The sequence below is a fragment of the Rahnella sp. ChDrAdgB13 genome (assembly GCF_017655185.1).
GTDB lineage: Bacteria > Pseudomonadota > Gammaproteobacteria > Enterobacterales > Enterobacteriaceae > Rahnella > Rahnella contaminans.
On sequence record NZ_JAEMGT010000104.1, the window covers coordinates 46,099 to 69,679 of the forward strand.

General features: G+C 55.9%; 19 protein-coding genes. 11 read left to right on the forward strand and 8 right to left on the reverse strand.

What is annotated here, in order from left to right; genetic code table 11:
* The first annotated feature begins 25 nt into the window (after nt 1–25).
* The 7 genes from J8X26_RS22420 to J8X26_RS22450 all read left to right on the forward strand — a co-directional run bounded on the left by J8X26_RS22420 (nt 26) and on the right by J8X26_RS22450 (nt 8,287).
* Nucleotides 26–1,903, forward strand: a complete 1,878-nt coding sequence (locus tag J8X26_RS22420; RefSeq protein WP_208952002.1) for an ABC transporter ATP-binding protein — start codon at nt 26–28, stop codon at nt 1,901–1,903.
* 39 nt (nt 1,904–1,942) lie between these two features.
* Nucleotides 1,943–3,487 (forward strand): glutathione ABC transporter substrate-binding protein, encoded by a 1,545-nt coding sequence (locus tag J8X26_RS22425; RefSeq protein WP_165057831.1) that lies wholly within the window; start codon nt 1,943–1,945, stop codon nt 3,485–3,487.
* A 67-nt stretch (nt 3,488–3,554) separates the two neighbouring features.
* Complete coding sequence (locus J8X26_RS22430; RefSeq protein ID WP_152327025.1) at nt 3,555–4,475, forward strand: ABC transporter permease subunit; 921 nt, start codon at nt 3,555–3,557, stop codon at nt 4,473–4,475.
* 9 nt (nt 4,476–4,484) lie between these two features.
* Entirely contained in the window at nt 4,485–5,396 is a 912-nt protein-coding gene (locus J8X26_RS22435) for an ABC transporter permease subunit (RefSeq protein ID WP_208952003.1), read from the forward strand.
* A gap of 36 nt (nt 5,397–5,432) precedes the next feature.
* A complete protein-coding gene (locus J8X26_RS22440) occupies nt 5,433–6,497 on the forward strand; it encodes a P1 family peptidase (RefSeq protein ID WP_208952004.1) in 1,065 nt (354 codons plus the stop codon).
* 71 nt (nt 6,498–6,568) lie between these two features.
* Nucleotides 6,569–7,390, forward strand: a complete 822-nt coding sequence (locus tag J8X26_RS22445) for a M55 family metallopeptidase (protein ID WP_152327028.1) — start codon at nt 6,569–6,571, stop codon at nt 7,388–7,390.
* Complete coding sequence (locus tag J8X26_RS22450; protein WP_165057825.1) at nt 7,391–8,287, forward strand: LysR family transcriptional regulator; 897 nt, start codon at nt 7,391–7,393, stop codon at nt 8,285–8,287.
* A 338-nt stretch (nt 8,288–8,625) separates the two neighbouring features.
* Here the strand turns inward: J8X26_RS22450 and J8X26_RS22455 are convergent, their stop codons facing one another.
* Nucleotides 8,626–9,546, reverse strand: coding sequence for a L,D-transpeptidase family protein (locus J8X26_RS22455; protein ID WP_208952011.1), 921 nt, complete (start codon nt 9,544–9,546; stop codon nt 8,626–8,628).
* Nucleotides 9,547–9,811: 265 nt separating this feature from the next.
* Nucleotides 9,812–11,365, reverse strand: coding sequence for a DHA2 family efflux MFS transporter permease subunit (locus J8X26_RS22460; RefSeq protein WP_152327031.1), 1,554 nt, complete (start codon nt 11,363–11,365; stop codon nt 9,812–9,814).
* A gap of 81 nt (nt 11,366–11,446) precedes the next feature.
* Between J8X26_RS22460 and J8X26_RS22465 the strand changes: the two genes are divergently transcribed.
* Nucleotides 11,447–12,571 carry an HlyD family secretion protein gene (locus J8X26_RS22465; protein ID WP_152327032.1) on the forward strand — a complete coding sequence of 375 codons (1,125 nt, stop codon included), beginning with the start codon at nt 11,447–11,449 and terminating at the stop codon, nt 12,569–12,571.
* 38 nt (nt 12,572–12,609) lie between these two features.
* Nucleotides 12,610–13,200: a TetR/AcrR family transcriptional regulator gene (locus J8X26_RS22470; protein WP_152327033.1), complete on the forward strand. Its 591-nt coding sequence runs from the start codon at nt 12,610–12,612 to the stop codon at nt 13,198–13,200.
* A 153-nt stretch (nt 13,201–13,353) separates the two neighbouring features.
* Here the strand turns inward: J8X26_RS22470 and J8X26_RS22475 are convergent, their stop codons facing one another.
* From J8X26_RS22475 to J8X26_RS22490, 4 genes are all read right to left on the reverse strand, one after another.
* Nucleotides 13,354–15,471, reverse strand: coding sequence for a TonB-dependent siderophore receptor (locus J8X26_RS22475; protein WP_208952005.1), 2,118 nt, complete (start codon nt 15,469–15,471; stop codon nt 13,354–13,356).
* Nucleotides 15,472–15,869: 398 nt separating this feature from the next.
* Nucleotides 15,870–17,831 (reverse strand): glycoside hydrolase family 3 protein, encoded by a 1,962-nt coding sequence (locus J8X26_RS22480; protein ID WP_208952006.1) that lies wholly within the window; start codon nt 17,829–17,831, stop codon nt 15,870–15,872.
* A gap of 132 nt (nt 17,832–17,963) precedes the next feature.
* Complete coding sequence (locus J8X26_RS22485; protein WP_152327036.1) at nt 17,964–18,482, reverse strand: chromate transporter; 519 nt, start codon at nt 18,480–18,482, stop codon at nt 17,964–17,966.
* Nucleotides 18,482–19,066, reverse strand: coding sequence for a chromate transporter (locus J8X26_RS22490; RefSeq protein ID WP_152327198.1), 585 nt, complete (start codon nt 19,064–19,066; stop codon nt 18,482–18,484). The genes J8X26_RS22485 and J8X26_RS22490 overlap by 1 nt, the downstream gene beginning before the upstream one ends.
* 123 nt (nt 19,067–19,189) lie before the next feature.
* Here J8X26_RS22490 and J8X26_RS22495 point away from each other — a divergent pair, with 123 nt between their 5' ends.
* On the forward strand, nt 19,190–20,107 hold the full coding sequence (locus J8X26_RS22495) for a LysR family transcriptional regulator (RefSeq protein WP_195815358.1): 918 nt from the start codon (nt 19,190–19,192) through the stop codon (nt 20,105–20,107).
* Here J8X26_RS22495 and J8X26_RS22500 read toward each other — a convergent pair.
* A complete protein-coding gene (locus J8X26_RS22500) occupies nt 20,104–20,457 on the reverse strand; it encodes a helix-turn-helix transcriptional regulator (RefSeq protein ID WP_152327037.1) in 354 nt (117 codons plus the stop codon). The genes J8X26_RS22495 and J8X26_RS22500 overlap by 4 nt on opposite strands.
* Before the next feature lie 237 nt (nt 20,458–20,694).
* Between J8X26_RS22500 and fusA the strand changes: the two genes are divergently transcribed.
* Nucleotides 20,695–22,800, forward strand: a complete 2,106-nt coding sequence (fusA, locus tag J8X26_RS22505; protein ID WP_208952007.1) for an elongation factor G — start codon at nt 20,695–20,697, stop codon at nt 22,798–22,800.
* 159 nt (nt 22,801–22,959) lie between these two features.
* On the opposite strand, the gene wrbA is transcribed toward fusA, so the two are convergent.
* Nucleotides 22,960–23,559, reverse strand: a complete 600-nt coding sequence (gene wrbA / locus J8X26_RS22510) for an NAD(P)H:quinone oxidoreductase (protein WP_015689874.1) — start codon at nt 23,557–23,559, stop codon at nt 22,960–22,962.
* Nucleotides 23,560–23,581 lie beyond the last annotated feature (22 nt).

Genomic DNA, 23,581 nt, shown 5'->3' on the forward strand with positions numbered 1-23,581 from the left:
TGCCCTTATTTAAAGGAGACGTTTTTTGATTAATGAACAGCCATCGCCAATCTTGCAGATTAACGATTTGTCGGTCACGTTTTCCGGCCGTCAGGGCAAAACTCAGGCGCTGAAGGGCGTTTCCTTTTCTATTAATAAAGGTGAAGTCGTCGCCGTGGTCGGCGAAAGCGGCTCCGGTAAATCTGTCACGTCGCTCAGCGTGATGGGCCTGTTGCCGGATTCCGCTCATATCAACGGCGGCAGCGTGAATTTTTTCGGGCGCGACGGCACACGCCACGCGCTCAATTCCCTTTCGGCAGAATCTCGGCGCAAACTGCGTGGCCGCGAAATGTCGATGATCTTTCAGGAACCGATGACGTCGCTCAACCCGGTATTACGGGTCGGCGATCAGCTCACGGAAGGGCTGATTGACCACGGGATGGCGACCAAAGCCAATGCACTGACCAAAGCCCGCGAACTGCTTAAACAGGTGCGTATCCCCGACGTTGAACGCATTCTCAAATGTTATCCCCACGAACTTTCCGGCGGTATGCGTCAGCGCGTCATGATTGCGCAGGCGCTGGCCTGCGATCCGGCATTGCTGATTGCCGACGAACCCACCACTGCGCTGGATGTCACCGTGCAGGCGCGCATTCTGCAAATTCTGCGTGACCTGCAACAGGGCACCGACATGTCTGTCCTCTTTATTACGCATGATATGGGCGTTGTCGCCGAAATTGCCGACCGCGTGGTAGTGATGTATCAGGGCAACGTGGTGGAACAGGGCAGCGTGACCGAAATTTTTGCCCATGCGCAGCACCCTTATACCCGCGCGCTGCTGGCCGCCGTGCCGAAACTGGGCGACATGCGCGGGCTCAAATGGCCTCGCCGTTTTCCGCTGCTCAGCGCGCCTAAAAATGATGCGAATAAGCAATCGATTGCAGGTGATGGAGCTCACGTTTCAGTCGCCGACGGCGATCAGAAAACCGCGAATTACGACGCGCCGCCGCTGCTGGATGTGCGCGGGCTGCGGGTCTGCTATCCGATCCGTTCCGGCGTGCTGTCGCGTGTGACCAAAGAAGTTCACGCCGTTGAGCAAATTGATTTTTCAATCTGGCCGGGCGAAACGCTGGCGCTGGTCGGGGAAAGTGGCTGTGGAAAATCCACCACCGGGCGAGCGATTTTGCGTCTGGTCGGCAGCGAATCTGAAAGCATTCATCTGGAAGGCAAAGAAATCACGCTGATGCGCGACACGCCGTTTCAGGCCGTCCGCCGTCAGATCCAGATGGTGTTTCAGGATCCCTATGCCTCGCTGAACCCGCGTCTGACCGTCGGTTTTTCTATTGCGGAGCCTTTATTACTGCACGGCCTGAAAAAATCACTGGCAGATGCCACGCCGGTGGTAAATCAGCTGCTGAAAAGCGTCGGGTTGGATCCCTCTTCTGCGCGCCGCTATCCCCATGAATTCTCCGGCGGCCAGCGGCAGCGTATTGCCATCGCGCGCGCGATGGCGTTGCAGCCGCAGGTAATTATTGCTGACGAAGCGGTGTCGGCGCTGGATGTTTCTATTCAGGCGCAGGTGGTGAATCTGATGATGGATTTACAGCGCGACACCGGCGTGGCGTGGCTGTTTATCTCGCACGATATGGCAGTGGTGGAACGCATCGCCAACCGGGTTGCGGTGATGTACAGCGGGCAGATTGTGGAGATTGGTCCGCGAGATGCTGTGTTTAGCAATCCTCAACATTCATACACCCGTCGCCTGCTCAGTTCGGTGCCGGTGGCGGATCCGACGCAGCGTGCATTGCGCAATTTTGATGATGTGGAAGTGAAATCGCCGGTGCATCCGGCCGGTGTACAGATAGAAAAACTCAGGTACAGCCAGGTTTCGCCGCACCACTGGGTGGCTGAACAACAGGCATAACGTTAATTTTTTCTTTTTTGGAATACACAGGAGAAGTTCATGCACTCAACGTTCCTACGTAAAAGCCTGCTGGCCGCAGGGCTGGCGCTGTGTTTTGCCGCCTCTGCACAGGCGAAAGATCTGCGCATTTCCATGTATGCCGACGTGACCGGTTTTGACCCGCACGACACCACGGATACGCTGAGTTATTCCATTCAGAGCGGCATTTTTGAACGTCTGTTCCAGTTCGATAACAAAATGGCCGTCGTGCCGGTGCTGGCGACCGATTACACCAGTAACAGCGACGCCACAGAATTTACTATTAACCTGCGTCACGACGTGACCTTCCAGGATGGCACGCCGTTTAACGCCGATGCGGTGAAAGCAAACCTCGATCGCCTGGCGAATCCGGCCAATCATCTTAAGCGTAACTCACTGTTCAGCATGATTAAATCGGTAGATGTAGTTAGTCCGTATCAGGTCAAAATCACGCTGAATAAACCGTTCGGCGCGATGATCAACACGCTGGCGCACCCGTCTGCGGTGATGCACAGCCCGGCATCGCTGAAACAGTATCCGAATGAGCAGGATCTGAGCGTGCATCCGGTCGGTACCGGTCCGTTTAAATTTGTCGAATGGCAGCAGGGCAAAGACGTCAAACTGGTGAAATACGATAACTACTGGCAGAAAGGCTGGCCGAAAGTCGATTCCGTGACGCTTTACCCGACGCCGGAAGATTCCACGCAGGTAGCAAAACTGAAATCGGGCGGCGTGGATGCGGTGTATCCGCTGCCGTCTGATCTGGTGGAAACCGTGAAAAGTGATCCTAAACTCGATATCGCGCAGGATCCGGGCATCTACCTGTATTACATCGCCTTCAACACGCAGAAAAAAGAGTTCTCTGACGTGCGCGTCCGTCAGGCGATTAACTACGCCATCGACCGTAATCTCTGGCTGAAAGTAGGCTTCGCCGGTTTAGGTTCGCCGTCCACGTCGCCGCTGCCGAAAAACGTTCAGTTCTACCAGAAGCAAACTACGCCGGATTACAGCTACAACATCGCCAAAGCTAAAGAGCTGATGAAAGAAGCCGGGTATGAAAAGGGCTTCGACGTGGAAATGTGGAGTTCCAACAAGACCGACCGTATCCGCAGTGCGCAGTTCCTGAAACAGCAACTCTCACTGATTGGCGTGCGTGTGAAACTGGTGCCGATGGACGCCGGAACCCTGACACAGCGTCTGTGGAGTACGCCGAAACCGGCAGATGCGAAAGTTGAAATGTATTACGGCGCATGGTCGGCCTCGACGGGTGATGCTGACTGGGCGCTGCGTCCGCTGTTCGCGACCGAATCGTGGATCCCGTCGGCGTACAACGTGTCGTACTACAGCAATAAACAGGTCGATGCGGCGATCACCGCCGGGCTGCAAACCGCCGACGTTGAAAAACGTAAAGCGGCCTATGCCGATGCGCAGAAACTGCTGTGGGCCGATGCGCCGATGGCGTATCTGGGCGTACCAGACAATCTGGTCGGTAAGAGCAAAGCGTTGTCCGGCGTCTACATGCTGGCCGATGGTTCTCTGATTTTCAATCAGGCACAGTTTAAGTAACAGAGGTGCTGTTTTACTCCCTCCTTTTTACCGGGAGGGAGTTTACTGAATTCAGGGAATCCCTTTTATGCTGACCTATTTTCTCCGCCGGATACTGGAAATGATCCCCGTTTTACTGGTGGTGTCGTTACTGGTTTTCGGCTTTATCAAGCTGCTGCCGGGGGATCCTGCGCGTATTTACGCCGGTCAGGATGCGCCGATTGAGGCGGTTGAGTCAGCGCGGCAACTGCTTGGACTGAACGATCCGTTGCCTGCGCAGTACTGGCACTGGCTGAACGGCATGATACATGGCGATCTGGGCACGACATACCGCACGCGTCAGCCGGTGTTAAGCGTGATTGAAAGCGGATTTATGCCCACGCTGCTGCTGGCGCTGGCCGGTTTCGCCTGGTCGGTAGTTTTGGGGCTGGTGATTGGCGTGGTCTCGGCGCTGAAACGCGGCAAATGGCAGGACTGGGCGCTGATGAGTATGGCGGTCGGCGGGATTTCCATGCCGCCGTTCTGGCTCGGATTGCTGCTGATTCAGTTTGTTGCCATGCCGTTTGGGCTGTTTGCCGTCAGTGGTTTTAACCAGCCAACTGACATCATTTTACCGGCGATTACGCTTGGTTCTTCGGTCGCAGCGGTCATGGCGCGTTTCACCCGTTCGGCGTTTCTCGATGTCGCGCAGGAAGATTACGTACGTACTGCCAACGCCAAAGGCTTACGGGCGCGGCGGGTGACCTGGAAACACATCATGCGCAATGCGCTGATCCCGATACTCACCATGCTCGGCTTGCAGTTTGGCTTCCTGCTGGGTGGTTCAATTATTGTCGAAAGCGTCTTCAGCTGGCCGGGGCTGGGCTGGTTACTGATCGAATCCATCAAAACGCAGGATCAGCCGGTTATTCAGGCGCTGGTGATGCTGTTTGTGTTTGAATTTATTCTGATTAATCTGCTGGTGGACCTGCTTTATGCGGTGGTTAACCCGGCGATTCGTCTGCGCTAGGAGCTGTAAATGACCGAACCTGTCTCAGTGCCTGGAGAAAACCAACCGGCAACGGTTGCCCCGCACAGTGATGATATCCGCTCGCCGTGGTACGACTTTTTTCAGACGTTTATCCGTCATCCGATGGCTCTGGTGTCCGGCGGATTTATTCTGCTGCTGATCCTGGTGGCCATTTTTGCGCCGTGGCTCGCGCCTTATGATCCGATGACGCCTGACTGGATGGCGCTGGGCGTCGGCCCGACGCCGGAACACTGGTTTGGCACCGATGATTTAGGCCGCGACGTGCTCAGCCGCATTATTTATGGCGCACGGATTTCCCTCTACGTCGGCATTTTCTCGGTCACGCTGGGCATGATTGCCGGTGTATTGCTCGGGTTACTGGCAGGCTATTATGGCCGCTGGGCCGACATGCTGATCATGCGCGGATCCGACGTTCTGTTTGCGTTTCCCGGTATGTTGCTGGCGATAGCCGTTGTCGCCATTCTCGGCCCCGGCCTGAATAACGTGATTATCGCCGTGGCGGTGTTCAGCGTACCGGTTTTCGCCCGCATCGTGCGCGCGGCAACATTATCCATCAAACAAAGTGCATACGTAGAAGCGGTGCGCTGCGTCGGTGCGCCTGACCGCGTGGTGATTCTGCGCCACATTCTGCCGGGCACGCTGTCGAATGTGATTGTCTATTTTACAATGCGTATCGGCACCAGCATTCTCACCGCCGCCAGCCTGAGTTTTATCGGTCTGGGACCTGAGCCGGACGTGCCGGAGTGGGGGAACATTCTTGCGATGAGCCGTAACATGATGATGGCGGGCAAATGGAATGTCAGCGTTTTCCCGGGTCTGGCGATATTCCTCACGGTTCTGGCGTTTAATTTGCTCGGCGACGCGCTGCGTGACACGCTCGATCCTAAACTGAAGAAGTAATTTCTGACTGAACTCATGACATGAAATGGAAGACTGATGCACCCGCAAGATAATGAAGATGAATTCACGCAGCAGGCGCTGGCGGCCTTGCTGCAACGCTGGCGCAAAACGCGTCAGATCTTCCACCCGCGTTTTCCCTGCGGGCCGGCCAATTCCATCACTGACGTCGCGGGCGTGACCGTCGGCCACAGCACGCTGGCAGCAGGGGATATCCAGACCGGCGTCACCGCGATTGTGCCGCCGGGCGATAATCTTTATGAATACCCGTTGCCGTGCGGTGCGGCGGTGTTGAATGGTTTTGCCAAACCGATGGGGCTGATCCAGATAATGGAACTGGGCGAACTGCAAACACCGGTTCTGCTCAGCAATACCTTCGCCACCGGCACCCTGTTTAACGCGCTGGTGAAACGCAGTTGCGAACAGTTTCCCCAAATTGGCCGACCGGACGCGACCATTAATCCGGTGATCCTCGAATGTAATGACTTCTATCTTAACGATATTCAGGCGATGGCGGTCAGTGAAGACGACGCGCTGACCGCACTCGACGGCGCGACAAAAATATTCGCCCGTGGCAGCGTGGGAGCAGGGCGTGGCATGAGCAGTTTCGGCCTGAAGGGCGGGATTGGCTCGGCGTCGCGCTGGTGTGAAGAGCTTAACGCTACGCTCGGCGTGCTGGTGCTGGCGAATTTTGGCAAGTTGTCCGAACTGACCCTCGACGGCGTGCGCGTCGGGGACGCCATCGCGCATATCCATCCACAACTTGCTCCGCAGGTAGACGCCGGTTCCATCATTATCATCATGGCTTGCGACCGTTATCTCGACAGCCGCCAGCTCGGACGGATCGCTAAACGCGCCGGTGCCGGGTTAGGGCGTCTGGGCAGCTACTGGGGCCACGGTTCGGGTGATATCGCGCTGGCATTTTCAACAAAACGTGACGGTGTCACGTTGGCGGATGCGAAATTAGAACCACTGCTGGCGTGCGCGGCAGATGCTACAGAACACGCTATTATTGATGCCTTACTGAATGCAGAAACCGTCTGCGGATTCGACGGACATTACCGGCTGGGGCTGAGTTATCTCCTTGATAATCTGGCAAAGTAGTCGTTTGCAAAACCCCCTCCCGACCTCACCTTTACAGGGAGAGGAGCAAATAAACTGAAAGGGAACCCAATATGAAAATCTTTATCTCTGCTGACATCGAAGGTATTGCGGGTGTGATGCGCCCCGAGCAATGCAGCCCGGGCAATGCGGATTACGAGGCCGCGCGGGCGCTGATGGAAGGCGAAGTGAATGCTGCCATTGACGGTGCATTTGCCGGTGGCGCAACCGAAGTCACGGTCGCTGACAGCCACGCCATGATGCAGAACCTGCGTGCGGACAAAATTGACCCGCGCGCCCGTCTGGTACAGGGCAAACCGCGCGGATTATCGATGGTTGAAGGCCTGCAACAGCAGCAATACGACGGCCTGATGTTTGTCGGCTATCACACCGCCGCCGGAGAAAACGGCGTACTGGCGCATACGATTAATGGCCGCGCCTTCTATCGCGTCAAACTCAACGGCAACGTGGTCGGCGAAAGTGATTTGTATGCCGCCGCCGGTGCCGAACTGAATGTTCCGCTATGGCTGGTGACCGGCGACGATCATCTCGAAACCTGGATCCGCCGCCATTACCCGGAATCCCAGTACGTCTGCGTAAAACGCGCGATTTCCGCCAATGCCGCCGAATCCGACAGCCCGTCAATTGCCTGCGCCAAAATCCGTAAGCAGGCGACGATTGCCGTCAGCAAACCCGCGCCGCTCACCGCCGGAAGATTCAGCGGGCCGTACCATCTGGAGCTGATGGCCGCCAAACCGGTTCTGGCCGACTTGTTCAGTCTGATCCCAGGCGTTGAGCGCATCGACGCCGTCACCGTCGGCTATCACAGCCCGAACGTTGCCAATATTATCAGCCTGTTAAGCGCATTTTCTTACCTTGCGACGACGCAGAAATAAATGCGCTTACGCCACATTGAAGTCTTTCAGGCGGTCTTACAGGCGGGAAGCGTCAGCGGCGCGGCGCGCCTGCTCAACGTTTCGCAGCCCAACGTCAGCCGCGTGTTGAACCACGCCGAGCAGCAGCTGGGTTTCACGCTTTTTGACCGCACGCCTCAGGGACTGATCGTCACGCCCGAAGGCCGCCGTCTGATGCCGGAAGTCGAGGCGTTGTTCAGCCATATTCAGGCGATTGGCGAACTGGCAGAGCAGCTGCGTCAGGGCGAGGGCCAGCATGTGCGCATCGGCTCTGCGCACGCGCTGGGGCACAGCGTGATGGCACCGGTGCTGGTGGATTTTCGCCGCCAGACGCCCGGCGGTAGCGTCGAACTGGTGACCGGGCATTTCAACACGCTAAGTCAGGATCTGCTGCAATACAAAATGGATTTTGCGCTGGCGTTCGGCGAGCAGGCCACGCAGGAACTGGTGGCCGAGTCGATTTATCAGGCCAACATGGTGGCGCTATTACCGAAAGATGCTGAGGTCGAAGGCCCGGTATCGCTGGCGTGGCTGTGTGAAAACGACTTACTGATGCTCCAGCAGCAGGATCCGCTCGGGCAGGTGCTCAACCGCGTCCTGCGCGAGAACGGCCTGATGCCGCATTCCGCGTTGTTCATCAAAACCTATTCCGTGATTGCCGACATGGTGCTGGCAGGCGGCGGTGTTGGCGTTGTCGATACGTTTACCGCCCGGCGATACGTCGATCAGCTGAAGATTGTGCCCGTCGTGGAAGCATTGCCGTTTGAGGTGATCCTGCTGAGCAGGAGAGATCAGCCTGCTTCACAGGCCGCGTTAAGGTTGAAACAGCTGATTCGGCGGAAATTGTGGGAGCTTGGGGAGGAAAAAGGGGGCTTTTGAATTCCTGAGTTCAACACCTTGAGTTGCCACCCAAACTGGCCTTAAGAGACGCCTGTCGCCGCGCCTCTTAAGAATCTCCGGCTCTTTTACTGCCCGCTATCGCTCGCTGGCCATGTTTCAGCACCTCCGGCTAGTGCCGCAAACGCCGCCGCTGAGCGATCACTGCCACTAAAAAACCGAAATTTTCTCGATCCTTCTAAAGCGCCTCACTGCCAGTGAAAAACCAAAACCTTCTCAATCAAGCTTATGAAAACGGGTCTTAGGGTAACCCCTAAAAAAATCCCAAAAAAAAGCCCCGAAACAGTTTCAGGGCTTTCTAAGTCAGCAACCAATCAATGTTAGTTGATTTGCACCGGCATACCTGCACGCATCTCGATTGCGCGCTGAACTACAGTCTGGTTAACAGACGGAGACGATACAACGGTGTTTGCGCTGCCGGTCAGCGTAATCGGAATCGGCTGTTGGGAATCAAACTCTTCCTGGTTGGAAGACAGCGGGTTGTGGATCTCAATATAACGTTTGCCGTCCGGCTCAACGGTGGCTTTCACCGGCTCGTTGATGAACTGAACGCGGGTATCTTGCGGCACATTGTCGTACAGCCATTTGATATCTGCGTCACGCAGACGCACACAACCGTGGCTTACGCGCAGGCCGATACCGAAGTTGGCATTGGTACCGTGAACCGCATACAGACGGCCAACGTACAGCGCGTACAGCCCCATCGGGTTGTCCGGGCCGGCAGGGAAGACTGCTGGCAGGAACTCACCACGGGCGGCATATTCCTGATGCATTTTTGCAGTCGGGGTCCAGGTCGGGCCCGCTTTTTTACGCTGTACAGTCGTCACCCAGTTCATCGGGGTGTCTTTGCCCAGTTCGCCGATACCGATTGGCAGAACGACAACGGTATTGGTGCCTTTCGGGTAGTAATACAGACGCATTTCAGCACTGTTGATGACGATGCCTTCATGTGGCGTTTCCGGCAGGATCAGTTGCTGAGGAATGGTCAGCACGGTGCCCGGCGTTGGCAGGAACGGGTCAACGCCAGGGTTGGCTTCGAGCATGTTGCTCAAACCCATCTGGTATTGCGCTGCAAAATGTTCCAGCGGCAGGCTGCTGCCCTGCGGAACGGTTACCGTAATGTTTTCACCGACCAGACGACCATTGTTCGCCGGAAGAGGATAGACCACAGCAAAAGACGCCTGGCTATATGCAGCAACTGCCAAAACCAGGGTAAGGATTGCGCGAATGCTCATTTTCATATTTTCGTTGGTCGTTAATGCCACACTGGCAGTTGTTGTCAGGATGTTGATTTCCCCCCGATGCGGAAGTTTCCGCCCGGAGGAATAGTGTACTTGCACATAGCTCTTGAAAGGGACTCAGTAACTGTAACGAATCGCATTTCAGGGCCGCCAATTATAAGGATTTATTTCAAACAGGCCAAAGCTTTCTCACCCTGTTCGAAAAGTTCCCTCCGGCAACCGCATTTTTTGCGGCTGCCTGCACAATTGCTTCACATTTCCACCCTCATTTACGGCAAAACGGCACCATCACCAGCGCAGCAATGAACATCCACGCCATGACCTGGAAGATATCGTTGAAAGCCAGCGTCAGGGATTGCGCCGCCACTTTTGCGCCGAACAGACCTTTAGCCATCAGCAACGCGTGTGCGGTGTCCGGCGTCAGGTGGCCGATTTTTTGCGCCAGCGATCCAATCACGTCCTGCGCGTGGTCGCCGTATTGCCCAAGACTTTCACCGAAACGCGCCGCGTGAACGCGCGTCCAGTCCTGCAACCAGGTATTCACCGTCGCAATACCGACAGCGCCGCCCAGATTTCGCATCAGGTTAAACAAGCCTGAGGCATAGCGCAGTTCCGGCCCCTGAAAGGCAGTCAGCGCCATATTCACGCTCGGCACGATGCACAACATAATGAATAATCCGCGCACGACCTGCGGCCAGAAAAACTGTTCCGCGCCCCAGTAAGGTGTGACGGCGGTCGTCAGCCATAAGCTCAGCGCGAAACCGGATAATCCCACAGTGATTAATATCCGGCGATCGACGCGGTTGATTAATCTCGCGGCGATCAGGGTACTGAAAAACTGCCCGACGCCAACGACAAAGACCGTCGTGCCAATTTCCAGGCTGTTGAAATCACGGATACGGCCGAGGAAAACCGGTGTCAGGTAGGTCGAGGCGTACAAACCAAAACCCACGACCAGATTGAATAAACAGGCGAAGGTAAAGGTCGGATCGCGAAAGGGCGTCAGGCGTACAATCGGGTTTTTGGAATAGAAGGAACGTTCGAGAAACAGAACAAAGGCCACCAGCGAAAACCAGGCTGAAATTTGGATCTGCGGATCGCTGAACCAGTTTTTACGCGGGCCTTCTTCGAGCACGTACTCCAGGCAGCCGAGAGCGACGGCCATCGAAAATAAATGCACCCAATCGATACGTTTGAGCATCGAAAAATCGGCTTTATCGACGTGGATGAACATCACCGCGCCGGTCGCCACCAGCACGCCGGGTAATATGTTGATGAAGAAGATCCAGCGCCAGTCGAGAACCTGTGTCACCACGCCGCCCACGGTCGGCCCAAGCGTCGGTGCCAGCACGCTGACCATCCCGAGGATCGCCGGAATGATCGCCTGCTGTTTGCCCTGAAACATGGCGAAGCCGGTTGCGAAAACCGTCGGCACCATCGCGCCGCCGGTAAAGCCCTGCAACGCGCGGAAGAAGATCATCGACTCAATATTCCAAGACAATCCGCAGCCGATGCTGCTGAGCGTAAACAGGGCGGCGGACGCGCTGAACAGCCAGCGGGTCGAAAGCGCCTGCGCCAGAAATGCCGAGAACGGGATCATCACCAGTTCGGCGATCAGGTATGAGGTTTGCACCCAGCTGATTTCGTCCGGCCCGGCGGAAAGCCCGGCCTGGACATCATTAAGCGAAGCGGCGACGATCTGAATGTCGATCAACGCCAGAAACATGCCGAACGCCATTATGCTGAAAATCAGAAACTTGCGTGATGTCGGGTAATCCGCTGGCGAGATCGCGGCGGGGTGATTCAGGGTGGCTGACATTTTTGTGAGATCCCGGGGCTTGTTTATATGATTATCATCATATTAATATGATATCCATCATGCAATGAGGTGCGAGAAAAAATGAGCGAAGCAACAGTGAGTGGTGAGGTTGTCACCCCGCAGTCAAAAGTGAATAAGCGATCAAAACGTATCTGGGTGGTCAGTGCGGTTGCTCTGGCTGTGGCGCTCGGCGGGGCGGCCTGGCTGCTGGCGGCACCTTCTTCAGAATCCACCGACGATGCGTATCTGACGGCCGACGCGACCACCGTTGCGCCAAAAGTGAAAGGTTTTGTGTCGCAAGTGCTGGTGCGGCATAACCAGCAGGTTCATGCCGGCGATAAACTGGTGCTTATCGACAGCGAAGAATTTACGGCGCGTCTGGCCGCCGCGCGGGGCGATCTGGATGATGCCCGTGCGCAGGTCGCGCAGCAGCAGGCGGCGCTGCTCAGCCAGCAGGCGCAGGAACAGCTGGCGCTGACGCAAATCGATGCGGCGCGAACCGCCATCCGCTCCTCGAAAGCCGAACAACAGCACGCCGAGGCCGAGCAGCAAAGGTATCAGTCGCTGGCGGTCAGTGGCGCGACGTCCCGTAATGATGCGGATCGCTATAAAACCGTGGCGGTGACGGCGGAACAGACCTCGGCACACGCGGCTGCCATGCTGAATGTCGCGCAAAATCAGGCGGCGGTGACGCACGCGCAGCGCGCTGAAATTGAAGCGGCGCTGGCGCTGGCAAATGCGGCGGTGGTGAAAGCGCAGGCGGCAGAAGATCTGGCGCAGCAGGATCTCAACCATACGACAATTTTTGCGGCGGTGGATGGCGTGGTCGGAAACCGTCAGGTGCAGGTCGGGGATTATGTGACACCCGGCCAGCGGCTGATGGCGCTGGTGCCCGATGAAGGGATTTACGTCACCGCCAATTTTAAAGAGACACAGACCGGAAGAATGCAGCCCGGCCAGAAAGCCGATGTGCAGGTGGATGCGTTGCCCGGCGTGACGTTCCGCGGGGAAGTGGACAGCCTTGCGCCCGGTTCCGGATCAACGTTTGCCCTGCTGCCGTTTGAGCCCGGCACCGGCAATTTCACCAAAATTGTCCAGCGCGTGCCGGTGCGTATTCGTCTGGATCCCGGTCAGCCGGAAGCCAGCGCACTGAGGCCGGGTCTGTCTGTCGATGCGCGCGTTTCGTTAACGGAACCGGTCAGGTAAACTGAGGCAGCAATTTATTCGATTATCAGGGTCTTACTATGCGCTACGAAAGTGAACATAAGCCTAAAATCCGCGAGCGGATTGTGAAGGAAGCTGCGAAAGCCATCCGCGCCAAAGGGCCGTTGCAGGTCAGCGTGGCAGGCGTGATGAGCAAAGCCGGGCTGACACATGGCGGGTTTTATGCGCACTTTGCCTCGAAAGACGCCCTGATCGAAGCCGCCATTCAGCAGATGTTTAATCAGGTGATGCTGCGCTGGGAGAAAAATAATCAGGGACTGACCGCGCAGCAACAACTGGCGGGCTATATCGATTTCTACCTTTCCCCGTGGCATCGCGACAACCGCGCGCAGGGTTGTCCGGTTTCCGCGCTGGCGTCAGAAACGCCCCGCATGTCGGCACCTTGTCAGGCTGAATTTGCGCGCGGGATTGAAAGAATCCGCGGCATGATTATCCGCCAGCTGACTGAAATGGGCGTGGAAGATCCGCAGACGACGGCGGTGTCAGTCAGTTCGGAGCTGATGGGCAGTTTATCGCTGGCGCGATGCGAACCCGATCGCGAGGCGTCGGATGCGTTGCTGGAAAGTGCGAAGAAAGCGCTGATGGCGCGGCTAAATTTGCCGGAAGAATAAACTCTCAGAATCGCTCCCTCCCCTGCGAAGGGGAAGGTTGGGGTGGGGTATTAATTTCTAAATCAAAAAGTTAAGGTTTTCTTAAACAAGGTGTTAGCCCTTAAAACCCCCTCCCAGTCTCCCCCTTCGCAGGGGGAGGAGCTGAAAAAGCTATCAGAAATCATAACCGACAGTGGCGACCACGGTACGTTCCTGACCCCAGTAGCAATAGCTGGTGCCGTAACAGGCCGCGACGTATTTCTTGTCGAACAGATTGTTGGCGTTCAGCTGCACATACGCGCCTTTCAGCTGCGGATTGAACTGCACCAGATTCATACGCAGTGACGCATCAACCAGCGTGGCGGAAGGCATGTGACGGGTGTTTTCGTTATCCGCCCATTGTGTGCCGATGTAACGAACGCCAGCGCCCAGATCCACACCGATTGGCGTGTTGTACTGACCCCAGATGGAAGCCATCTGTTTTGGCGTCACGTACGGCGTGTTGCCGTTGTTTTCCGCCGCGTCGCGGATACGGACTTTATTGTAGGTATAACCCGCCATCACGTTGAAACGCTCGGTGACCTGTTTCTTGGCTTCCAGTTCCAGACCCTGTGAACGGATTTTACCCGCCGGCTCGTAGTAGCTGCCCACAACCACGCGGTTACCCACGTCTTTTTGCGTCAGGTCATACAGCGCCGCGGTGTACATATCGGACGTACCCACCGGCTGGTATTTGATCCCCGCTTCGTATTGCTCACTCTGCATCGGTTTCAGCAGCGTGCCATCTGCGCCCGGCAGGGCGGAAGGTGTCATTGCCTGGCTGTAGCTGACGTACGGAGAAATCCCGCTGTCGAAGGCATACAACAGGGAAGCGCGGCTGCTGAAGTGTTCGTCTTTACGTTCGCTGTTGCTCTGTACGCCGTAGATGCTTTCGTAGCTGCGGCTGGAGGTTTTCAGCGTGTCGTAACGGCCTGACAGGGTCAGATACCACTTGTTCCAGCTCATCTCATCTTGCAGATAAGTGCCCATCTGCTCGTAACGGTTTTTGCCGCGTGAGTGGCTGTAATAATCCAGTGCATCACCGCCAACGCCGGTGTACGGGTTAAGCGTTTCGGCGTAAGCGCCGTCAGATTTCACGTCGTTAATGAAGTGAGAATAGTCAAAGCCCAGCACCACTTTGTGCGCGACTTCGCCGGTGGCGAAATCAGCTTCCAGCTGGTTATCGATAGCAAACGTATCGAGGGACGATTTCTCACCGGAATAGTAACGGTTCATCAGCGTGCGATCCGCGTTCCAGCCTGCCTGATATACCTGATCCAGTTCGGTATTGGAATGGGTGTAGTTGGTGTTCTGTCGGAATGACCAGACATCGTTAAACGTGTGCTGGAATTCGTAGCTGTAAATTTGTTCCCAGCGTTTGAACTGGTTGTAGGTGCTTTCGCCGTCAAAGAAGCCACGGCTCAGTTTCTGGCCATACAGGCTGCCGTCGGCCGGAACGGCGGCGTGATAACCGCCGGACGGATCTTTTTGCAGATACGCGCGCAGCAACAGGGAAGTGTTTTCATCCGGCGTCCACAGCAGTTGCGGGGAGATCGCATAACGTTCTTCGCGCTGATGATCGTACTGCGTGTCGCTGCTGCGGGTCATACCGGTCAGACGGAATGCCAGCGTATCGCTGAGCGCATTGGTGTAATCGAACGCGCCGCCTTTGGTGTTTTGTGTCCCGCCGGAAAGCTGGAAGTGACCTTCTTCAGCAAATTGCGGACGTTTGGTGGTTTCCATCACCACACCGCCGGGGATGCTCTGGCCGTAAAGCGCAGAAGACGGGCCTTTGACCACATCAATACGCTCAAGGAACCACGGATCAACCTGAATGGAGTTGTAGGTCGCGCCGTCGCTCAGAATACGCAGGCCATCAAGGAAGGTGTTGTTGACGTCACCGCCGTGGAAACCGCGCAGGGAGATGGTGTCATAACGCGTTGCACCACCGGCAAAGTTGGTGAAAACGCCCGGCGTATAGTTCAGGGCCGCATTGACGGTCGTGGCGTTCTGGTCAGTCATTTGCTGACGCGTGACCACAGAAACCGCCTGACCGGTAGTGATTAACGGCTGATCCGTTTTGGTCGCGCTTTTACTGGTTTTCGCACTGTAACCCTGCGTCGGAGCATCTGCGGTATCAGCAGGCGCGGCTTTGACAACGACGGTATCTTCGGCTGCAAGAGAAGCTGCCGGAACGGACAGCGCCATAGCGCACAGAAGCACCGAGCGTTTGAGGGGGAAAGCCAACAACATATTCATAGTCCCTATAAATAACCCGATAAATAATCGGGTAATTAATTGATGCGAGTGTATTGATGCGTGTGTGTAAACCCAAAAGCCAACAACGTTCCGTACTAAAGCGCCTGTACAGAAAATGACAGGGATTAACTAAAACGAGACGAATGTTAAACTTAATGATAATTGTTATCATTATTATTTTACAAGTTCAAGTGAACTTTCTGCAAAAAGTGTGAAGTGGCGACATTTTATCCGCATGAAATGAATGGCCTTTTTGTTTGTTTAACGAGCAGAGGGAAAGTTTTGCGGGCTGATGTCTGTTACAAATGTGCGGGAGAAACGGAGGGAACAGGGCCAGTTTTCAAAAGCACCGTCCCGGCAGATGCCGGGACGGCAGGAAGTTGAAAGACAGTTTACCGGGCGAGACCAAAGCCAATCTCAAACAACGGTGATTCGCTGTCGTGCGGCATATCCGACTTCTGTTTCAAAACGGCTTCCATCGATGAAGGCAGCTCGAACGGCAGCTTGCCGGTGTAAGCCTCGCCGCTGGTGAGGCGGCTGAACAGCACCGCGTCGCTGACGCCGAAGTTACCGATAACCGCTTTCGCTTTGTCATTCACGTTAGTGAGAATGGCCGGGCGGTCGAGATACACCGTCACCACGGTCGGCACTGCTTTGCTGGCTTTCACGATGGCCTGATAATCGGCGTTGTCATCCGTAAAGGCCAGCGAACCTTCGTGGTGACGTTTGCCGAAGAACCACTGTTTATGCGTTTGCTCATAAGGCGCATGGGCGCGGATCAACGCGATATCCGCCTTTTCGGGCGCATCCACCACGATGAAACCTGCGGCCTGTGCGGCTTTCGGGTCAATGCCATACAGCCAGACTTTCTTACCTTTTTTCAGCGGCAACAGGTCACCGGTATTTTGCAGCAAAACCAGGGAGTGACGTTGCGCCGCATCGGCTTCTTTCTGCCAGCTCTCGCGGCCCACGGTTTGCACCGCTTTCTGTGCGTCCACATACGGATTTTCAAACAGGCCGGTCTGGAATTTCTGTACCAGAATGCGGGTGACGGATTCGTCCAGACGTTGCTCTGTCAGCTGTTTCTCATTAACCGCGTTCACCAACAGTTGCGAATCGGTCACGCCACCGAACTGATCGACACCGGCTTTCACCGCTTTAACAAAACGTTCTTGCGGCGTCAGGTTTTCCACGCCCCACGACATGCCGCCCGGCACCGGTTCTTTTCCTTCCGGCGCACCGTTGAGGCATTCATCGCTGCAATCATTGGTGATCAGCCAGTCGCTGAGGATCACGCCTTTAAAGCCGTATTGCCCGCGCAGAATATCGGTCAGTAACTGATGGCTGAATCCGGCACCGACCTGTTCCAGCGGTTTGCCTTCAAACATGGCATTTTTCAGGATGGAATAGGTGGGCATGACGCTGGCGACGTTGGCTTCAAACGCGCCGGTGAACGGGTAGATATGTTCTTTGAGATTATTGCCGGGGAAGACGGCGTTCTTGCCGTAGACATTGTGGCTGTCGTAGCCGTTTTCCGCTGCGCCGTAACCGACCCAGTGTTTGACCACCGAAATGACGCTGCCGGAATTGAGACCATCGCCGCCGTTTTGCATCCCTTCAATGTAACCGCGCACCATGTTATGCACGCGCGCCGGGTCTTCGCCAAAAGTTCCGCTGATGCGCGCCCAGCGGGGTTCGGTTGCCAGATCCGCCTGCGGCGAAAGCGCTTCGCGAATACCGACTGCCAGGTATTCCTGACGCACAATATCGGCGTAACGGCGGGTGAGTTTTTCATTATTAATGGCTGCCAGCCCGAGCGTTTCCGGCCATTGGGTAAATTTGCCGGAAGCCGTGCTCGCGCCGGTCAGATATTCAAACGAGTTACGCGGGTCACTGCTGATAGTCACCGGAATACCGAGCCGCGTTTTTTCAGCAATCTGCTGCAATTTATTATTTTCTTCGGCCATCAGCGCCGGGTCTTCAGCGGAAAGGCGGGTGATCAGGCTGTTGACCTTCGCCCCGGAAATCATTTTTTCCGCCGCTGCGATATCATAATGGGTACCGGCGCCGATCGGGCTGTCAGCCGTTGGCGCGGAACCGTGCATCATCACACCGGCTTTTTCTTCAAGCGTCATGCGTTTTACCAGATCCGCTGCGCGTTCTTCAGGCGTCAGCCGCCAGTCCTCATAGGGTTCAAGTTTGCCGGTGTGACTGAGGTCTTTGAATTTCAGGCCGTCAACGGTCAGTAACGTGGTTTCACGCTGGCTGAGTTCAGGCTGAGTCTCACTGGCGAAAACGGGCGGGGAGGAAAGTAGCAGGGCAGAAACAGCCAGGCTCAGAGGTTTGATCTTCATTATCATCCTTAATGATTGATATATATAGATACTCAATCATCGATCAATAACCTATTTGCGGGCTGGATATTGCGACCGGGTTCGCAAATAAAAATCCTCAGGGGATAGGGGCATTGCGCCCCGTAAAATAATTCAGCCCAGCACCATCCCCAATACCGCGCCCACCGCCAGCACCCACAGCGGGTGAATGCGTTTGTTAAGCGCCATCAGGGTACACAGCGCAATCACACCGGCGAGGGTCATTGTGGTGGCGGAGGCTTTGGCGATTAACAATCCGCTGGAGACCACCAGCCCGACGGTGACCGGCACCAGCCCGCGCTGAATAAGCTGACGCCACGGTTTATCTTTGTAACGCTTCCAGCCGCCCATGACGATAATTGTCACGATGGAAGACGGGCCGAATTTTGCCAGCGAAGAAACCAGCAGCCCGGACCACCCGGCAACCTGCCAGCCAATCAGGGGCACGATCATCATATTCGGGCCCGGCGCAGCCTGCGCCAGGGCAAACAGGGCGCTGAATTCCTGCGCGCTCATCCAGTGATGGATATCCACAACTGCGCGCTGCATCTCGGGGAGAATGGTATTTCCGCCACCAAACGCCAGCAGCGAAAGCTCGGTGAACAGCAGGGCGAGTGAGAGTAAAACGGCCATCAGTATTTACTCCTTGCGCAGATAAAAATACTGACCGGTGCCAGCACCAGCATGACCGGCAGCATCGGGATACGGAACGCGGCGATGGCGATGACGCCCGCGGCGACCAGCGCCAGTTGCAGCCATTTTCCCCACAGCGGCGCGAGCATTTTGAGTCCCGTGGATAACAGTAATCCCGCCGCCGCCGCGGCCATACCGGCGAACAGATGTTCTACCAGCGGCTCATTCTGATAACGCGCATAGACCAGACCCAGCAGCACGACGCAAATCGTCGGCGCGAGAATAAGTCCGAGAATGGCGGAAAGCGCACCGCGCAGCCCTCGAAATTCCATCCCCAATGCGACCGACAAATTAATGATATTACCGCCGGGCAAAAACTGGCACAGCCCGAGCAATTCGGTGAATTGTGCAGCGGTCAGCCAGCGGCGTTTATCCACCAGCATGTGCCGTGCCATCGGCAGTACGCCACCAAAGCCCGTCAGACCCAAAATGAAAAAGCCCATGAAAAGTTGTCCGCAATCGGGTGCGGGCGCAGTCTGGTCTTCGGTACTGAGCATGATTTTTTCCTGCGTGTAATCGGCCATCTCGACACTCTCCCTCAAATGTAATTCAAAGCCGCCAGAGGCGTAAATTTCGTTACGGATCATGCGCGCAGTCGTGACATGATGTCTAATGCCTTTAATAACGCGGATAGATACCCTGTGAGTATGGCAATGATCGAACTGAAACGGCTTAACGCCTTTGTCACCGTGGTGGAAGCCGGCAGTATTACCCGCGCTGCCGAACTATTGTTTATTCAGCAGCCGCCATTGACGCGCCTGTTGCAGGGGCTGGAGCAGGATTTCGGCGTGCCTTTATTGCAGCGTTTGCCGCGCGGGGTGATCCCGACCGAAGCCGGTGAGGTGTTGTTGCAGGAAGCGCGCGCCGTACTGGCGCGGGCGGAGCAACTGAATGCAGCGATGCGCCGCGCGGCACAGGGCGAACAGGGGCGCATCCGGATTGGGTTCACCAGCTCGGCGGCATTACATACGTTTGTGCCCGCCCTGTTACGCCGGTATCGCGAGATTTATCCGTCTGTCAGCACGCAGCTTGAGGAAAGCGGCAGCGGCGAGTTGCTGGAAGCCGTGGTGGCCGGGCAACTTGACGTGGCGTTTGTGCGCATGCCGGTCAAAGACATGCCGGAGCTGGAGATGGAAAAGGTGCTGGAGGAGCCAATGTGGGTCGCTGTTCCCGCCGGACACCGGCTGGCTGCGCGGGTTTCCGGTCAGCCGCTGAAACTCGAAGAACTGAGCAACGAACCCTTTGTGCTTTACCGTCGCCGCGCCGGGCAGGGGTTGTACGATGCGATACTTGCGGCGTATGTCCGCGCCGGATTCAGCCCGCATATTGTGCAGGAAGCGCCACGGCTGACGTCGTGCCTGAGTCTGGTCGGCGCGGGGCTGGGGATTTCGATTGTTCCGGCGTCCATGACGCGGCTCGGCGGCGACGGCGTGGTGTTTTTGCCGCTGGATGCCAGTACGCGGCTCAGCGCGCCGTTATATCTCGCACGGCGGGAAGACAGCCATGCATCGTCTATAATAAGTACGTTTTGTCAGCTGGTCAGAAAGCAGCTGGCCGGAGATTAAAGGTGTTGCTCGGAGATGTGTTTTTGCGTGGATTCGACGGTAATGCCGTCGGATTCGATGGCGCTGAGCAGACAATCGAGCAGGCCGGGGAAGCGGGCGTCCAGATCCTCACGGCGCAGGGAAAGTAAGTTAGCGCGTCCGTCCGGGCGCTGCCAGATCACGCCGCTGTCACGCAACACGCGCCAGTGGTGAGTCAGCGTCGATTTCGATAAGCCCTGCAAAAGGGTGCCGCACGGGTGTTCACCGCCTTTCGCTAAGGTGCGGATCACCGCCAGACGTAGCGGATTTCCCAGCGCAGTCAGCACATTTTCGAGACGGATCTGCTCGCGTTCAGGGTGGTTGGCTATCATCGGACTTTCCTTACTTAGACGTGTGTTAACGCGGCCGCGCAATATAGCCTATCCCTCTGCTGCTGTACAACGCGACGGCCTCTGACCAATTTCATCGATAGAATAAATTAATTGTACGAATATACACGTACAATTGTAGTATACTCTCCGCACTAAGAAGTTTAGTACTCATTACTTTGTGACGGGACGTGAAAACCACTCTCCGCCAACTTAGCCATCAACCAGTAAGGACGTTATATGGCTCGCAAAACGCCAATCGAGCGCTACCGCAATATCGGTATCTCAGCACACATCGACGCAGGTAAAACCACCACCACCGAGCGTATTCTTTTCTATACCGGCATGAACCATAAGCTGGGAGAAGTGCATGACGGCGGTGCGACCACAGACTGGATGGCTCAGGAGCAGGAGCGCGGTATTACCATCACGTCTGCTGCTGTCACCTGTTTCTGGCGCGGGATGGATCACTCGTTCGATGAGCATCGCATTAATATTATCGACACGCCGGGGCACGTGGATTTCACTATTGAAGTGGAACGTTCCATGCGCGTTCTCGACGGTGCGGTCATGGTGTATGACGCCGTGGGCGGCGTGCAACCGCAGTCTGAAACTGTCTGGCGTCAGGCCAACAAATACAAAGTGCCGCGTCTGGCGTTCGTCAACAAAATGGACCGCCAGGGCGCAGATTTCTTTCGTGTCCGCCAGATGATGGTGGACCGCCTGAAAGCCAATCCTGTACCGATTGTTATTCCGATTGGTAAAGAAGAGCATTTCACCGGCGTGGTGGATTTGCGCAAAATGCGCGCCATTTTGTGGGACGACGCGACACAAGGTATGACCTTTACCTATGAAGCGATCCCGGCAGAGTTGCAGGCGCTGGCGGAAGAGTGGCGCGAGAAAATGGTCTCGGCTGCTGCGGAAGCCAACGACGCGCTGATGGATAAATATCTTGAAGAAGGCACGCTGACGGAGGATGAAATTACCCAAGGTCTGCGTCTGCGCACCATCGCCGGGGAAATCCAGCCGATGCTGTGTGGCAGCGCGTTCAAGAATAAAGGCGTGCAGCGCATGCTTGATGCTGTGATTGAACTGATGCCGTCTCCGCTGGATATTCCGCCGGTTGCCGGTACGGACGAGGATGGCAACGAAGTGTTCCGTCATTCCGACGATAACGAGAAGTTCTCGGCGCTGGCGTTCAAACTGATGACTGACCCCTATGTCGGCCAGCTGACGTTTGTCCGTGTTTATTCCGGCGTGCTGAAAAAAGGCGACAGCGTCTACAACCCGGTGCGCGGCAAGAAAGAACGCATCGGGCGTATCGTGCAGATGCATGCCAACGACCGCATCGAGATAGATGAAATCCGTGCCGGTGATATCGCGGCCTGTGTGGGCCTGAAAGATGTCACCACCGGTGAAACGCTGTGCGACCCGAGCGACATTATCACGCTGGTGCGTATGGAGTTCCCGGATCCGGTGATTTCGCAAGCCATCGAGCCGAAGACTAAGGCTGACCAGGAAAAAATGGGCATCGCGCTGTCACGACTGGCATCAGAAGACCCGTCGTTCCGCATCCGGACTGATGAGGAATCCGGCCAGACGATCATTTCCGGAATGGGCGAACTGCATCTGGAGATTATCGTTGACCGCATGAAACGTGAGTTCGGCGTGGAAGCCAACATCGGTAAACCGCAGGTCACGTACCGCGAGACGGTGCGCAAAACGGTGAAAGATGTGGAAGGGAAATTTGTGCGTCAGTCTGGCGGTAAAGGTCAGTACGGTCATGTGGTCTTTACGCTCGAACCCTTGCCGGCAGGCACAGGCTTTGAGTTTGTCGATGCGACTAAAGGTGGCGTGGTGCCGCGCGACTATATCCCGGCTGTAGAAAAAGGGGTCACGGAAGCGCTGAACAACGGCATTCTGGCCGGTTATCCGGTGGTCGATGTCAAAGTGACGCTGACGTTCGGTTCATACCACGAGGTCGATTCTTCGGAAATGGCGTTCAAAATGGCGGCCATCTTTGGTTTCAAAGAAGCAGCTAAACGGGCAGATCCGGTTATCCTCGAGCCGATGATGAAAGTCGAAGTGGAAACCCCGGAAGAGTACGCCGGTGGCGTGATGGGCGATTTGTCGTCGCGTCGCGGTACGGTGCAGGGCATGGAGGAGATTGCGGGCGGTGGCGGGAAAATTATCAAAGCCGAAGTTCCTCTGTCGGAAATGTTCGGTTATTCCACCGTTTTGCGGTCGATGTCGCAAGGTCGTGCAACCTACAGCATGGAGTTCAATCACTATGCCGAAGCACCGCGCAATGTTGCAGAAAACATCATTGCATCGCGTGGTAAATAAGTAAAACCGGCGTAATCTCCGCTCAAGACAAAACGGTCCGCAAGGGCCGTTTTTTTTAGTCATGGAAAGAGTGCTGAACCTACTAAAGGAACTTGTGATGAGGTGCTTACGAAAAGGAATGAAAGGCGCACACTTCTGCGCCTTATTTTATGCGTTTATTTAACTGACCAGTTTACTGACAATGGTCGCCACGTGTTTACCCTGATGCACGGCAATCCGCAGCTCTTCTGCACTTGGCTGACGTGAACCGTCGCCACCGGCGATAGTGGTCGCGCCATAAGGCGTCCCGCCGCGGACCTGTGAAATATCGAACAATTCAGGGGTGGTGTAGCCGATTGGCACGATGATCATGCCGTGATGAGCAAGTGTGGTCCAGGTGGAGGTGATGGTCATTTCCTGGCCGCCGCCGGTGCCGGTGGAACTGAATACGCTGGCGACTTTGCCTGCCAGTGCGCCTTTGGCCCACAGGCCGCCCGTTTGATCGAGGAAAGTGCGCATCTGGCCGGTCATGTTGCCAAAGCGGGTTGGTGTGCCGAAAATGATGGCATCGTAATCGCCAAGTTCTGCGGGGGAGGCGACTTCCGCCGTCTGACCGGTTTTGCCACCGGCAGCCTTAAAGGCTTCTTCTGGCATCGTTTCAGGAACGCGTTTTATCGTGACTTCAACACCTGGAACGCTGCGTGCGCCTTCTGCAACACTCTGCGCCATTGTTTCAATATGACCGTACATAGAATGATAAAGAACCAGTACTTTTGCCATTTTAAACTCCTCATGAGGTGAT